Source organism: Acinetobacter sp. LoGeW2-3 (assembly GCF_002688565.1).
Taxonomy (GTDB): domain Bacteria; phylum Pseudomonadota; class Gammaproteobacteria; order Pseudomonadales; family Moraxellaceae; genus Acinetobacter.
In genome coordinates this window covers 1,464,974-1,479,867 of sequence record NZ_CP024011.1, presented here as the reverse complement: position 1 = coordinate 1,479,867, position 14,894 = coordinate 1,464,974, and the positions used below count along the sequence as shown (strand labels likewise).

The 14,894-nt window shown below is 43.7% G+C and carries 11 protein-coding genes; 4 read left to right on the top strand and 7 right to left on the bottom strand.

Annotation, left to right across the window (positions count from 1 at the left end; all coding sequences use genetic code 11):
* Nucleotides 1-81: 81 nt before the first annotated feature.
* The 4 genes from BS636_RS07015 to bfr all read left to right on the top strand — a co-directional run bounded on the left by BS636_RS07015 (nt 82) and on the right by bfr (nt 3,772).
* On the top strand, nt 82-2,187 hold the full coding sequence (locus BS636_RS07015) for a RelA/SpoT family protein (protein WP_099338137.1): 2,106 nt from the start codon (nt 82-84) through the stop codon (nt 2,185-2,187).
* Between the two features lie 75 nt (nt 2,188-2,262).
* Entirely contained in the window at nt 2,263-2,646 is a 384-nt protein-coding gene (locus BS636_RS07010) for a RidA family protein (protein ID WP_099338136.1), read from the top strand.
* A 220-nt stretch (nt 2,647-2,866) separates the two neighbouring features.
* Nucleotides 2,867-3,061 (top strand): bacterioferritin-associated ferredoxin, encoded by a 195-nt coding sequence (locus BS636_RS07005; RefSeq protein WP_005223443.1) that lies wholly within the window; start codon nt 2,867-2,869, stop codon nt 3,059-3,061.
* Nucleotides 3,062-3,307: 246 nt separating this feature from the next.
* Entirely contained in the window at nt 3,308-3,772 is a 465-nt protein-coding gene (bfr, locus tag BS636_RS07000; protein WP_099338135.1) for a heteropolymeric bacterioferritin subunit Bfr, read from the top strand.
* 54 nt (nt 3,773-3,826) lie between these two features.
* Here the strand turns inward: bfr and BS636_RS06995 are convergent, their stop codons facing one another.
* The 7 genes from BS636_RS06995 to gltB all read right to left on the bottom strand — a co-directional run bounded on the left by BS636_RS06995 (nt 3,827) and on the right by gltB (nt 14,746).
* Nucleotides 3,827-5,464 carry a PglL family O-oligosaccharyltransferase gene (locus BS636_RS06995; protein ID WP_099338134.1) on the bottom strand — a complete coding sequence of 546 codons (1,638 nt, stop codon included), beginning with the start codon at nt 5,462-5,464 and terminating at the stop codon, nt 3,827-3,829.
* Nucleotides 5,465-5,787: 323 nt separating this feature from the next.
* The gene (locus BS636_RS16585; RefSeq protein ID WP_099338133.1) at nt 5,788-6,153 is read right to left on the bottom strand and encodes a prepilin-type N-terminal cleavage/methylation domain-containing protein; all 366 of its coding nucleotides are present in this window, start codon (nt 6,151-6,153) and stop codon (nt 5,788-5,790) included.
* A gap of 198 nt (nt 6,154-6,351) precedes the next feature.
* Nucleotides 6,352-6,912, bottom strand: a complete 561-nt coding sequence (locus BS636_RS06985) for a TPM domain-containing protein (protein ID WP_099338132.1) — start codon at nt 6,910-6,912, stop codon at nt 6,352-6,354.
* Nucleotides 6,906-7,967 (bottom strand): TPM domain-containing protein, encoded by a 1,062-nt coding sequence (locus tag BS636_RS06980; protein ID WP_099338131.1) that lies wholly within the window; start codon nt 7,965-7,967, stop codon nt 6,906-6,908. The genes BS636_RS06985 and BS636_RS06980 overlap by 7 nt, the downstream gene beginning before the upstream one ends.
* 30 nt (nt 7,968-7,997) lie before the next feature.
* A complete protein-coding gene (locus tag BS636_RS06975) occupies nt 7,998-8,588 on the bottom strand; it encodes a LemA family protein (protein ID WP_099338130.1) in 591 nt (196 codons plus the stop codon).
* Between the two features lie 188 nt (nt 8,589-8,776).
* On the bottom strand, nt 8,777-10,198 hold the full coding sequence (locus BS636_RS06970) for an FAD-dependent oxidoreductase (RefSeq protein ID WP_099338129.1): 1,422 nt from the start codon (nt 10,196-10,198) through the stop codon (nt 8,777-8,779).
* A 72-nt stretch (nt 10,199-10,270) separates the two neighbouring features.
* Entirely contained in the window at nt 10,271-14,746 is a 4,476-nt protein-coding gene (gltB, locus tag BS636_RS06965) for a glutamate synthase large subunit (protein ID WP_099339618.1), read from the bottom strand.
* Between the last annotated feature and the right edge of the window lie 148 nt (nt 14,747-14,894).

Genomic DNA, 14,894 nt, shown 5'->3' with positions numbered 1-14,894 from the left:
ATAAATTGACAAACTTTGCGATTTGCTTTTCATTAAAGTATTCGCGCATTTTTGTAAAAAATTCAGTTTTAAAGGTGTTTTATGCCAGGCCCACAGGTCAGTCAAGCCAAGCAACAGCTTAATATCATCATCGACGCTTATTTAAGTGCCAGTGAAGTCGAGCGTGTGCTTGCCGCCTGTGATTATGCGGATATTGCCCATGATGGCATTACCCGTAAAAGTGGCGAACCTTACATCCTGCATCCAATAGCAGTGAGCAGTATTCTGGCGCATATGCGTCTGGACGCCGAAACACTTATGGCAGCCTTGCTGCATGATGTGATTGAAGATACCGATTTCAACAAAGACGATATTACTGAAAAATTTGGTAAGACTGTTGCTGAACTGGTGGATGGCGTAACCAAACTCAGCCAATCCAGTGATAAGGAATACAATAAAGCTGCGTCTTTCCGGAAAATTCTGCAGGCTACCTTACAGGATCCACGTGTCATTATTGTGAAACTGGCCGACCGCTATCACAATATGACGACCTTAGATGCCTTACGTCCAGATAAACGTGCGCGTATTGCCAGAGAAACCTTTGAAATTTTTGTACCGATGGCCCGTCTGGTTGGTATGAATGAAATGGCAGATAATCTGGAACATCTTTGTTATCAAAACCTGGATTTGGACATGTATAACAATGTTCAAACAGCCTTACAGCAAACCAAATCAAAACGCTGTGAATATCAGGCGATCTGGGAAAGAAAACTGAATGAATTATTAAATCAATATAATATCCAGGGCCGAATTAAAAAGAAAAATAACAATATTGAATTACTGCGTCACTTCGTTAAAAACGATATTAATTTGCAGGAATTGACTCATAGTCATGCTTTTGAAATTATTTTGCAAAGCATTGCTGACTGTGACCGCTTTGCTGAACTATTAGAAGACAGTTTCCAGGTTTTAAGTTTTGAAGATCATATCCGCCGCCCACTACCGGGTGGTAACCAGTCATTGAGTATGCGTATTAAGGGTGAAAAGACCACCCTCTCTCTGACAATACAAACTGAACTGATGCGTAAAGCAGCACGTTTTGGTGTGGTACTTGGGGAAAATGCACCTCAAGCCTGCCGTTCTGCCATTCAGGCTTCCATGCAGAATCTGAATGTCTTGGTGGATGGGGATTGTGCCAAGACTACCTTTAATGAATTACTGGATTATCTGCATCAGGAAAAGATTTGGGTGTATACCCCGCATGGTCAACTACATGAATTACCACAAGGTGCGACCGTGGTGGACTTTGCTTATTCAGCCAGTCTATTCCTGGGTAACCATGCAGTTGGCGCTAAAATTAACGGCGATACCAAGCCTCTGTCTACGCCATTAAGTAGTGGACAGGTGATTGAAGTGATTACCGACGTACTCGCTTCACCAAACCCAGACTGGTTGAGCTTTATCAATACCCAAAAAGCCCGTCGTGCCATTCAAAACATTCTACGTGATCAAGATATTGACGAGCAGCGCATGGTCGGTGAACAGGCTTTAAATCGTGCTCTGAAATTATTTAATCGCTCTATTCAGGATTTAACTGAAGCAGACTGGGCCAATATCTTGCAATGGCGTCACATTCCGACTCAGGAACGCCTATATGAGCAGATTGCAGTCGGTGACCTATTGCCACAATTAGTCGCCAATCACCTCTTTGCTCAGGATGCAGAAACTGGCTCCAACTCGAACCGTTTAATTCAGGGCACAGAAGGTGTAGATGTCAAATATGCGCACTGCTGTAATCCGGTACTCGGTGATCCTATTCAAGGTCATCTGACCCGCCGTGGTCTGATCGTCCATCGTGCACGCTGCCATAACTTGCTACACGAACAAAATTTGCATCCAGAAAATATGATGCCATTGCAGTGGACCTCTGAAGACAATGAAGATATCAGCTTTACCGCTTATCTTTGTATTGACTTGTCCATGGATGATGAACAGATTTCCGAACTGATCTATGAATGCCGTAAAGCCAAATCCGGGGTAGAGTCAGTCCGTAGCTACGAAGGAAAGACTTATGTCAACGTGGTGGTACATAACCGTAAGCAGATCGCCCAGCTCATTCGAGACCTGCGCATGCATTACGGCTTCCCGCGAATTATCCGTCTGCCCCAGCCAATTAGCATTTCAGAAACCACATCGAAGGCGAGTTAATCATTTAAAACGATAATGCTTTTGCCAATGGCAATGATCTAATATGATGTATGTTGATGATAAAAGGAGAAATTGATGTCCCGCCAAGTGATCCATACTGAAAATGCCCCTGCTGCGATCGGTACTTATTCGCAAGCGATTCTTGTTGGCAATACCTTGTATCTTTCAGGTCAAATTGGTCTAGATCCATACAGCATGGAACTGGTAGAAGGCATCGAGGCTCAGATTCGTCGTGTATTTGATAACCTGAAAGCAGTCTGTGAAGCAGCTGGTGGTTCTCTGGCAGACATTGCCAAACTCAATATTTACCTGACTGACCTTTCTCACTTCCAGCTGGTTAACCAGATTATGGGTGAATATTTTGCCCAGCCTTATCCTGCACGTGCGGCTTTGGGTGTGGCAAGCCTGCCTAAAGGTGCACTGGTTGAAATGGATGGCGTAGTTATTATTAATCAATAAGTTATAAAATTTACTGAATTACTCGTCTGCAATATTTAATTCTAAATTATAAATCGCTCTTGCGCAGAAATCCGAGCAGCACTTGGATTTCCGCTCAGGTAGTATTTTTTTATCTAAATCCCCAATTATTTTGAACGCATTTTCAAATGATTTTTATTGACAAACGATAATAATTATCAATAATATTACTTATCTTATTTAATTACTGTGGTTTGCTGACATGTATGTTTGTCTGTGCCGTGGCATTACTGATCAAGACATTAAAGAAGCTGTTGCTAATGGAGCTGAAAGCTATCGTGAAGTGCGCGAAATGCTCGACCTGGGAACTTGCTGTGGTCGCTGCGCACCTGAAGCTCGTATGATCATCAGTGACGAAGTTTCCCAGATTGCTGCACGATTAGCAGTTGCAGCCTAAATACTATATTGAAGATATATACCCTATAAACATAATAATAAAATAATCGTCTCTGATCATTACTCCTCCCCCGCCCTCGACTCTGGCGGGTTTTTATTGCTTTAAATTTCATTTGAGACTATTTGATTGCGATTTTCATTTGCAGTTCAATAAATTACTCGCCATTGCCAAGCCATATGACTTAAGATAACTTGATATAAAACCCCATCATCATAAATGGGTCATCAGGCTATACGGAGTGATACAATGAAAGGCAATCGTGATGTAATTAATCAGCTGAATCAGGTGCTGTATCACCACCTTACTGCGATTAACCAGTATTTCCTGCATTCACGCATGTTTAATGACTGGGGTATTGAAAAGCTAGGTTCAGCCGAATACAAAGAATCCATCGTTCAGATGAAGCATGCAGATAAAATTATTGAACGGGTTTTATTTTTAGAAGGCCTGCCGAATTTACAACACTTAGGCAAGCTCTATATTGGTCAGCATACTCAAGAAGTACTACAATGTGATGTGCGTAAGGTTAAAGAGAACATTGAGACCATTCAGCAGGCAGTTTCTTTGGCCGAAACTCAAATGGATTATGTGACCCGTGATCTGGTTCAGGAAATTCTGGAAAAAGAAGAAGAATACTTGGATTGGACAACGACCCAGCTGGATCTGATTCAAAGTGTCAGCATTGAAAACTATATTCAAAGCCAGCTTTGATTTCAAAAGATATAAAAAAGCCATCAACTTGATGGCTTTTTTATTGAGCTGATCTTAACGTGGCATATCTTTGACCACATCCTCATAATTGAATTGCGCCTTTTGAATGGTATTCAAACACCAGAGCTGATGATGAGCTTCTTCAATATACCCGTTATAAGCAAGTAAGCGTATATATTTTAATAAATTATATTTGGTTGGATAACTTACGACTAATTTTTCATGTTGATGTATTTCTTCCTGACTCATCTTGGTATAGGGATTTACCCGGATCCATTCAATACGATGACTAAATTCTGTTAATAGGAAAATCGGCTTTTGATTGGTAATTTTTTCTGGTTCAAATTCATAACGAATACTCTGACCAAGTTTCGGCACAGCGGTATCATAATCCCGATAAATCACTGCCAGCAAAATAACACCAACTGTAAAGATGGTTTTTATCAGCCACGATGGCATAACAAGTTGCTTAGCCATATCAGCTCGTTGTGCCAGTACAGTGCCGATAATGAAACCCACAGGTAACAGGAAGTAGGCATAGTGCTGTGGAAACTCAAACATTGCATGCGTGACAAATGCACCGATCATCAAGATTCCGACAACAGACTCTGGCGTATTCACCCAGCGCTGTAACTGATAGCCCAAACAGCCGAAATAAGCCAGGAAAGGTACACCGATTACTGCCCCGTTCCAGATCAGGAAATCAATCAGAAAATTATGTGCACTACGGATCCAGACTGGACCTTGTACCGTATCGGTAATCGAGACAAAGGCGACACTGGTTTGATACCAGCCATAACCAAACCAAGGTTGTGCCTGAATGGCTGCCAACATTTGCTGCCAAATAGCGAGTCGTGACATATCGCCTGTAGCACGGGAGACAACATCGCGGCTTTGCACCACTTGTGCATCCATAATCTGTGTTGCCAGTTGACTCAGCATTGGAAAAGCGACAATACAAGAAATAAAAAGGATGAACCACGCTGTGCTGCAATACCATTTCAGGCGAATAATCCCTTTATATTGGTAGAACGCCAAATACAACATGATCGCGATTGCAGTCACCCACGCAGTACGGGATTGACTTAAAGCCACCCCCATGACAATCACAGCAGCGCAGGCAAATAACCATTTGGTCGGGATTTTTTTCTTTTCGTAAAGATATAGGCAACTCATCAATGCCATGACCAAAAAAGTCGCCATATTATTTGGCTGGGCGAAATTGGCATAAGGACGCTGATTACCGTTGATATTGACCATACCTGGTAAGACTGAATCCAGATTGGTCCACTGACACAAGGCAATTAAGCCTGTAATGGTGCCTGACACCAAGAATACATAGCTTAAATGGGTAAAGGTTTCTTCTCGGTTATTGTTTCCTATACACAAGTTATAGCCCAAGACACTGGCGAACCAGAAACTAAACACATAAATCGCTGCCATCATGGCAGTACTAAAGAAAAATACTTGTCCCAGAAGAAATTGGGCTAAAGGAATACAGGCCAGTAACAGCAACGGGAGACTGATTGCTGGAATTTTGAGTTTTTCTTTTAAAAAAATGGCTGTAAGGGCAAATAATGCAAAAAATGCATAAAGTTCGCCCGTATAGGTTACCCATGGACGATAGTGCACAGGAATCATCCATGCAAGGGAGATGAAAATTGCCGCGATCAGGACGAGCGTGAATTTCATGGAAATATCAGGCAGTTGAAGTTTGGCACATGATAAACAAAAAGCAGATTAAAGGGTAATCTGCTTCTATCTTATAATTGAAGTTTTCATATAAAGTGAAATTAATCAATAATTTTTATCTCAAAAGAAATAAAAATTATCTAGGGAATCAGCAAATAAAATAGCCTTTCTAAATTCAAAATCCAACAAGTAAAGGATCAAAGAGTTTTTTTAAAATGCCCCACAGCAAAGAAAAAATTATTAGAACAGACGGGTTGACTACTGTTTGAGAATTTTAAGTTAAAAATGCGCTCATAAGAGCGCATTTTTTTTATTTTTAGATATTATTCCGTTGCAGTACAAATACCCTCAACCGTACACTCGATCCCTGTTGTATCCTTATCTTTAGCACTAGCAGTAACAAGTACAGCCGATTGATCTGTCACATCAGCAGTTAGGTCTGGTGTAAGATCAGAACAAGCACCGTTAGCAGGAGCTTGAGGTGCGTCATCGTCAGTCAAATCTGGATTTTCACTCAGTGCAATCAAAATAGCATTCGCATAGCCCTTAGCTTCTCCTTTACATGCATTAATCTGCGATTTAGCCGTATAGTTAGAATATGCAGGAATCGCAATCGCAGCCAAAATACCGATAATTGCAACAACGATCATTAATTCAATAAGGGTAAAACCCTTTTGTACTGTATTCATAACATTCTCCACAAATGTTTTTGTTTATTTATAACGCTGAGATCAGCATTTGTTTATATATAGCAGCAAGTGTGCCAAGTTTTATTATATAAAAATTAACATCAAAAACAGTAGTTTAAGGAAATATTTTTTTATTTGTATCTATTATGTATACTTTTGTGTAAGTAAGTGACAAAAAATGTCACTTTCTATCTTATTTTAACCCAAAATTATCGGCTTATTCCCCAATTCATTATCTTTATCCTCTATTTGACGATCATAATACTGATCCAAAACCTCTCCAATCTGCTTAACCCCTGCAATCACACCCTGCTTAAACTGCTTTTGCCTTAATAATTGAACGATACGCTGACAAATTTTATCCCAGACATCTTGAGTGGTTGCTTGCTTAATTCCACGATCAATCACAATCTCAACTTTATGTTCACACAGGTTTAAATATAGCAGTACACCGCTATTATATTCGGTATCCCAAACGCCCAGTTCAGCAAACAACTGGCGGGCACGACAAAGCGTATCCTGATAATAGGCCGATCGTGAAGGTAAACAGCCTTCGATCACCACCTGTATTTCCCCCACATGCCCATGCTCGGCCTCTTCGACTGCGAGTGCAATCGCATGCTGATCTTGTCTGGAGAAAAACCGCTTGGTTGCCGGCATATAAAAGAAATGTTTCAGCCAGCGTTTAAAGCTTGGCTGTGCATGCTCTTCCAGCTTAGGCTGTGTGACGATGTCTGTTGTATCTGTAGTTGTTACCATGAGCCTGAAGCACCTCCCCCACCAAAACCACCGCCGCCTCCGCCGAAGCCGCCACCACCAAAACCACCGCGGCCGCTACCGCCACGGCCTGCGCCTGCCATAAAGGCATGTAAGACCAGCTGTGCAAGCGAAGTGATCAAAACAAAAAATACACCTACACCAATCAATAGACTGGCGATCAATCCTAAACCATTGACTAGCCCAGCTGCAGTACCAGCTACGGCAGCGGTAGCAGCACTTAACTTTCTACCAAAAATCATCGAAGCAACCACGCCGGCAATGATAATAAAGATGACAGCACCAAAAGTTGCTTGTGAAGCTTGCTGAGCTTTATAAGCCTGTTCATGACGTTCTTTAATTTCATCTGCAGCTTGGGCTGCAATTTCAGGATCCAGATTTAAAATACGCTCGATTTCTGCCAGTCCGGCATCAATGCCCTGAGCATACTGTCCCTGCTTAAAATATGGCGTGATTTTGTCATTAATAATACGTCCAGTCACAATATCCGGTAGCACGCCTTCCAAACCATAACCCGTTAGGATCTGAATACGGCGGTCATTAATGGCAATAGTCATCAATAAACCATTATCACGTTTGGCTGAACCCAGCTGCCAGGCCTCAGCGACACGCATAGAATAGCTAAAGATATCTTCCTGGTCGGTAGTCGGTACAATCACCACCCCAATCTGACCTTTACCTTCATTATAAAGCTTCAGGATACGCTGGCTTAGCTGCTGCTTTTCCGCCGGACTGAGCAAGTTGGCCTGGTCAATGACAGGCTCATTCATACTGGGCAAATCACGCTGCAACTGCCCTTCGGCCATATCATTGGTAATCTGTGGCGAAGTAACTTCATTCTCAGTTTCAGCAGCAGATGTAGATGTAGATGACGATGAACTGGCCTGATTTTGTCTTTGCAAAACTTCCCGCGCAACAACGATCTCTTCAGTTTCCTGATCTGTCGCTGTCGCGGTTTCTGCTGAAACAGGCAGTGTCACGCCCATGCCCAGCATGAGCACCAACAGCGCCATAGATTTCAGCAGTATTTTTAGCATCGTTCTTTACCTGTTTTTAGAATCTAGTCTTTATTCAAAAGAAACGGTAGGTGCAGTCTGGGCACTTTGCTCGGCACTAAAGTTTGGCTTGGTATCCATACCAATGACTTTTGCTGTCATCACTTGCGGGAACTGACGTGCGTAAGAGTTAAAGTCCTGAACAGTGGTGATGTAACGGTTACGTGCCACAGCAATCCGGTTTTCCGTCCCTTCCAGCTGTACCTGTAAATCACGGAACTGTTCATTGGCTTTTAAGTCTGGATAATTTTCAGTTACAGCTAATAAACGTGACAAAGCACTGGTCATCTGAGACTGAGCTTCCTGATAGCGCTGGAACAATTCGGGATCTTCTAGCACTTCTTTATCTACTTTGAGACCAGCCACATTGGCACGTGCCTGAGTCACTTCAGTCAGTACCTGCTCTTCATGTGCGGCATAGCCTTTCACCACATTGACTAGATTTGGCACAAGATCAGCACGGCGCTGATACTGGTTCTGTACTTCTGACCAAGCCGCAGTCACCGCCTCATCCTTGACCTGTAAGGTGTTATAACCACAACCTGTTAAAGATAAACTCCCGGCAAGTATTAAAATTGACAATGATTTTCGTAAAGCATTCATCATTTCTTCCTCAATTCTTTGATTTTATTTCTATAATTAATTTGATTTTAAACATATTTTCTAACGGTTTTGTTATTTTTTATAAATTTATATATTCAGATTTTAGGCTAATCAGCTCAATTATTTAAAAATGCAGATATAAAAAAACCCGCAATGATGCGGGTTTTTAGAGGTTTATCTAAAGGGTATTAAACATCCAGATAATCTAAGATGCCTTCAGCAGCCTGACGACCTTCCCAGATTGCAGTCACAACCAGGTCAGAACCACGAACCATATCGCCACCGGCAAAGATTTTCGGATTTGAAGTCTGGAACTTGTATTGCTGCTGTTCAGCTGCAACCACACGACCTGAACCATCCAGGTTGATACTGACATCAGCAAACCAATCTGCTGGGCTGGTACGGAAACCAAATGCAAGTAGTACTGCATCTGCTGGCAAAATTTCTTCAGACCCTGGAATTGGTTCTGGACTGCGACGACCACGGCTATCTGGCTCACTCAGTTGAGTAGTCACGAATTTCACACCAGTTACTTTGCCATTTTCACCGACGATTTCGATTGGCTGACGGTTAAACTGGAATTCAACACCTTCTTCACGCGCATTTTTTACTTCACGGCGTGAACCAGGCATGTTTTCTTCGTCACGACGGTAAGCACAGATCACTGACTCAGCACCTTGGCGGATCGAGGTACGGTTACAGTCCATCGCGGTATCACCACCACCAAGAACAATCACTTTCTTACCTTCAACGCTGATGTATTCAGATGGATCTTTTTCCCAGCCTTGGCAACGGTTCACGTTGGCAATCAGGAAATCAAGCGCATCATAAACACCATCCAAATCTTCGCCCGCAAAGCCACCTTTCATGTAAGTGTATGTACCCATACCCATGAATACAGCATCGTAGTCAGCCAGTAACTGGTCAATAGTGACATCTGTACCAATTTCAGTATTCAGACGGAATTCAACACCCATGCCTGTGAAGATTTCACGACGGCGTTTCATGACGTCTTTTTCCATTTTAAATTCTGGAATACCGAAAGTCAGCAAGCCACCGATCTCAGGACGTTTATCAAAGACAACTGGTTTCACACCATTACGCACCAGAATATCAGCACAGCCTAGACCGGCAGGACCAGCACCAATAATGGCAACTTTTTTATCGGTCCATTTCACGGAAGACATATCTGGACGCCAGCCCAATGCAAAGGCAGTGTCATTGATATATTTTTCAGCATTACCAATGGTTACCGCACCGAAACCATCATTCAGGGTACATGCCCCTTCACATAGACGGTCTTGCGGACATACACGACCACAAACTTCTGGCAAGGTATTGGTCTGGTGACACAATTCTGCTGCCTGGAACAGACGGCCTTCAGACACCAGTTTCAACCAGTTCGGAATGTAGTTATGTACCGGACATTTCCATTCACAGTACGGGTTACCACAGCCTAGACAGCGATGGGCCTGGTTTGCCGCAACTTCTGCAGTAAACGGTTTATAAATTTCCACAAATTCTGCTTTGCGGACGTCAATCTCTTTTTTCTCTGGATCTTGGCGTGCTACATCCAGGAATTGAAAGTCATTACTTAGGCGTTCTGCCATGTCTCTCTCCGTGGGTAAATGCAAGGGGTTCACAGTTGCCTTGCATCTGCCTTCATTTCTGCAGTAGTGGAATTATTGTGGATCAGCTTGAGTTGTTTTCAACAGCGTTTGCAAGTTGGCAGCTTTTGGTTTTACCAACCAGAACTTACGGCTGTAGAAGTCAAACTCGTGGCGGATCTTGTACGCCCAAGCACTACCTGTTTCTTTAATATGTTCATCCAGGATACGACCCAAGAACGCTTTGTGCTCTTCCATCGCTTCAGTAGAAATACGATTCAGCTCAATCAGTTCATGGTTGTAATGGTCAACGAAGTCATTATCCAGATCAAGTACGTAGGCAAACCCACCGGTCATACCTGCACCGAAGTTATGACCTACCTTACCAAGTACAGTCACGATACCGCCAGTCATATATTCACAGCAGTGGTCGCCCGCACCTTCAATCACTGCAAAGGCACCTGAGTTACGTACTGCGAAACGCTCACCTGCTGTACCTGCTGCAAACAGCTTACCGCCAGTTGCGCCATACAGACAGGTGTTACCAATGATCGCAGTGTTTTGAGTCTGGAATGGCGAACCTTTTGGCGGGAAGATCGAGATACGACCACCTGCCATACCTTTACCCACGTAGTCATTCGCATCGCCTTCAAGGCTGATATGCAGACCACCGGCATTCCATACACCCAGTGATTGACCCGCTGTACCCAGCAAGTTCACTTTAACTGGATGTGCTTCCATGCTGAGGTTGCCATAACGTTTAGCAATCTCACCTGACAGACGCGCACCAATCGAACGGTCACAGTTACCAATGGTATAGCTATATTCACCGCCTGTACCTGCCTCAATCACTGGCAGAATTTCTTCTACCATTTTCTCAGCAAGGATACCTTTGTCAAACGGTGCATTACCCTGAACTTCACAGTACTGCGCTTTACCTTCAGCAGCTGGATGTGACTCAAATAATTTACTTAAGTCTAGATGTGCGTGCTTATCAGTTTCGCCTGGTAAAACTTCAAGCAAGTCGGTACGACCAATCAAATCTTTCAGACTTGATACACCCAACGCTGCCAACCATTCACGTGTTTCTTCAGCAATGAAGGTGAAGAAGTTGATCAGCATTTCTGGTTCGCCGATGTAGTGTTCTTGACGCAAGTGATCTTGCTGAGTTGCTACACCAGTTGCACAGTTGTTCAAGTGACAGATACGCAGGTATTTACAACCTAAAGCGATCATCGGTGTAGAACCGAAGCCGAAGCTTTCTGCACCTAGAATTGCTGCTTTCACAACGTCCAGACCAGTTTTCAGACCACCATCTGTCTGTACACGCACTTTGCCACGCAGGTCATTTACACGAAGTGCTTGATGCGCTTCACTTAGACCAAGTTCCCAAGGTGAACCTGCATGGTGAATAGAGGAAAGTGGAGAAGCCGCTGTACCGCCGTCATAACCAGAAATGGTAATGAAGTCAGCATAGGCTTTCGCTACACCTGCCGCAATCGTACCAACACCTGGTTCAGAAACAAGCTTAACTGACACCATCGCCTGTGGGTTAACTTGTTTTAAATCGAAGATCAACTGTGATAAATCTTCAATTGAATAGATGTCATGATGCGGTGGTGGCGAAATGAGGGTTACACCTGGTACAGAGTAACGTAAACGAGCAATCAGACCGTTTACTTTACCGCCCGGCAACTGGCCACCTTCACCTGGTTTTGCACCTTGCGCGACTTTAATTTGAAGGACTTCTGCTGAAGTTAAATAAGCAGGAGTCACACCAAAACGGCCCGATGCAATTTGTTTGATTTTCGAGTTACGGATGGTACCGTAACGCGCTGGATCTTCACCGCCCTCACCTGAGTTTGAACGACCGCCAATGGTGTTCATGGCAATCGCAATCGCTTCGTGTGCTTCAGGTGACAATGCACCTAAAGACATACCCGCAGAGTCAAAGCGAGGCAGGATCTCTTCCACAGATTCCACTTGATCCAGTGCAATCGAATTGTCTGTTTTCAGTTTGAATAAGTCACGGATGGTGGCGATCGGACGATTATTCACAAGTTCTGCATATTCTTTAAAGTCAGCATAATTACCAGAACGAACCGCTTTGTGCAGCGAGTTGATCACGTCCGGATTAAATGCATGATATTCCTTGCCGAATACGAATTTCAGCAAGCCACCTTGATCAATCGGCTTACGGTTTTTCCACGCAATATCTGCCAATTGTTTCTGGTCATTTTCCAGATCTACAAATGTTGCACCTTGAATACGGCTTGGTACGCCAACGAAGCATTTATTTACCACTTCATTAGATAAACCGACAGCTTCAAACAGCTGACCGCCACGATAAGAAGCAACCGTTGAAATACCCATCTTAGACAGGACTTTCAACAAGCCTTTTTCAATACCCTTACGGAAATTGTTTTGTGCATAGACCGGATCACCCAGTAATTCACCTTTCGCTACCAGGTCACTGATCACGTCATACGCTAGGTATGGATAGATCGCTGTCGCGCCAAAGCCAAGAAGTACTGCAAATTGGTGGGGATCACGAGCAAAACCAGTTTCGATAATCAGGTTGGCATCTGTACGCAGACCAGTATTGATCAGATGATGGTGTACAGCACCAGTGACCATCACGGCATTTGCTGGCAGATAACCTTCACGGATTTTCTTGTCTGAAAGCACCAATAAAGTTTTACCTTCACGGATTGCTTGTGCCGATTCTTCACAGATACGTGCAATCGCTGCCTCAAGACCTTCAGATTCTGGGTAGTTCAGGTCAATGTCCGCAATTTCGTAGCCTTTACGGCCGATGGTACGGATCTGATGCATTTTTGAGTTAGACAATACAGGACTTGATACAATCAAGCGGTCTGCATGTTCTGGGCTTTGCTCAAATACATTCTGTTCACGACCAAAACAGGTTTCCAGTGACATCACGATCGATTCACGTAATGGATCGATTGGCGGATTAGTTACCTGCGCAAACTGTTGACGGAAGTAATCGGATACGTGACGTACCTGACGTGATAGCACAGCCATTGGCGTATCATCACCCATTGAACCAACAGCTTCCTGGCCGCTTTCTGCGATTGGACGCAATAATTGGTCACGTTCTTCAAAAGTCACCATGAACATTTTCTGTGCTGCTTTCAGGTTATCGCCTTTCAAGCCTTGATCGCACAGATATTCTTCAAGTTCAGGGCTACCTTGTAGACGTACTGAGTTTTCACGCAGCCATTCACGGTATGGACGCATACGTTTCAGGTGATGGTTCACATCCTGAGTATCCAGCACTTTACCAGTTAAGGTATCTACAACCAGAATCTGACCTGGACCAACACGACCTTTAGATACGACATCTTCAGGTTCATAGCCCCATACACCGATTTCAGATGCAAGAGTGATGTAACCATTTTTAGTGACTACCCAACGCGCTGGACGCAGACCATTACGATCCAGCATACAGATCGCATGACGACCATCCTGAATTACCAAGCCTGCAGGGCCATCCCATGCTTCCATGTGTTTTGAGTTGAACTCGTAGAAAGCACGTAAGTCAGCATCTAAAGTTTCAACGTTTTGCCAAGCGGGTGGAACCAACATACGTAGCGCACGGAACAGGTCCATACCACCACCTACCAGGATTTCCAGCATATTGTCGAGACTAGAAGAATCCGAACCTGTACGGTTCACGATTGGATTCAGCTCAGTCAAACCTGGCAGTAACGGGTTTTCAAATTTAGGTGTACGCGCCATCGCCCAGTTACGGTTAGCCGTAATGGTATTAATTTCACCATTGTGTGCCAGGTAACGGAATGGCTGCGCCAATGGCCAGCGTGGCAATGTATTGGTAGAGAAACGTTGGTGGAAGACCACAATATGTGAAGCCAGACGCTCATCAGCCAGATCCGTATAGAAGTCAGCAATCGCTGCTGGCATCATCAAACCTTTATAGCTAATCACAGTTGAGCATAAAGTTGTCACATAGAAGTATGGATCGTTTGTCAGTTTCTGCTCGGCACGACGACGCGCTAGGAATAACTTACGGTTGAATTCAACTTCAGTTACACCAATTGGGCAGTTCACGATGATCTGCTCAAAAGCAGGCAGAGACTGCATTGCAATCTCACCCAGTGCATCATTATTAGTAGGTACCACACGCCATGCAATAACACGGCAACCTTCTTCTTCAATTTCTTTGGTCAATACTTGTTTTGCATGTGCCGCAAGTGCTGGATCCAGATTCAGGAAGATTGTACCCACAGCAAAAATTTCGCTTAAGGTAATATCACTTAAACGTTTTGCTTCTTCGCGGAAGAATTCTTTTGGCATAGCCAGTAGCAAACCACATCCATCACCGGTCTTACCATCTGCGGCAATACCACCACGGTGGGTCATACAACTTAAACTATGAATTGCGGTCTTGACGAGATCATGGCTTGCATCACCCTGCATATGGGCGATCAAACCGAAACCACAGTTATCTTTAAACTCATCCGGTTGGTATAAACCTTGAGCGGGAGCTACATTATTAGGCGATGGCATGTGCATAGCGTACCCTTCTTATCACAAAGCCCTGGCGGGCTGTTAAACAATCTAAATCCGTCTTTGCGATGGCGTCCAATTCACTTTCGAGGAAATTTCTATCAGCAGAGCAAAACTCTTCTTCACACTTTGAAGATAAACCTTTTCA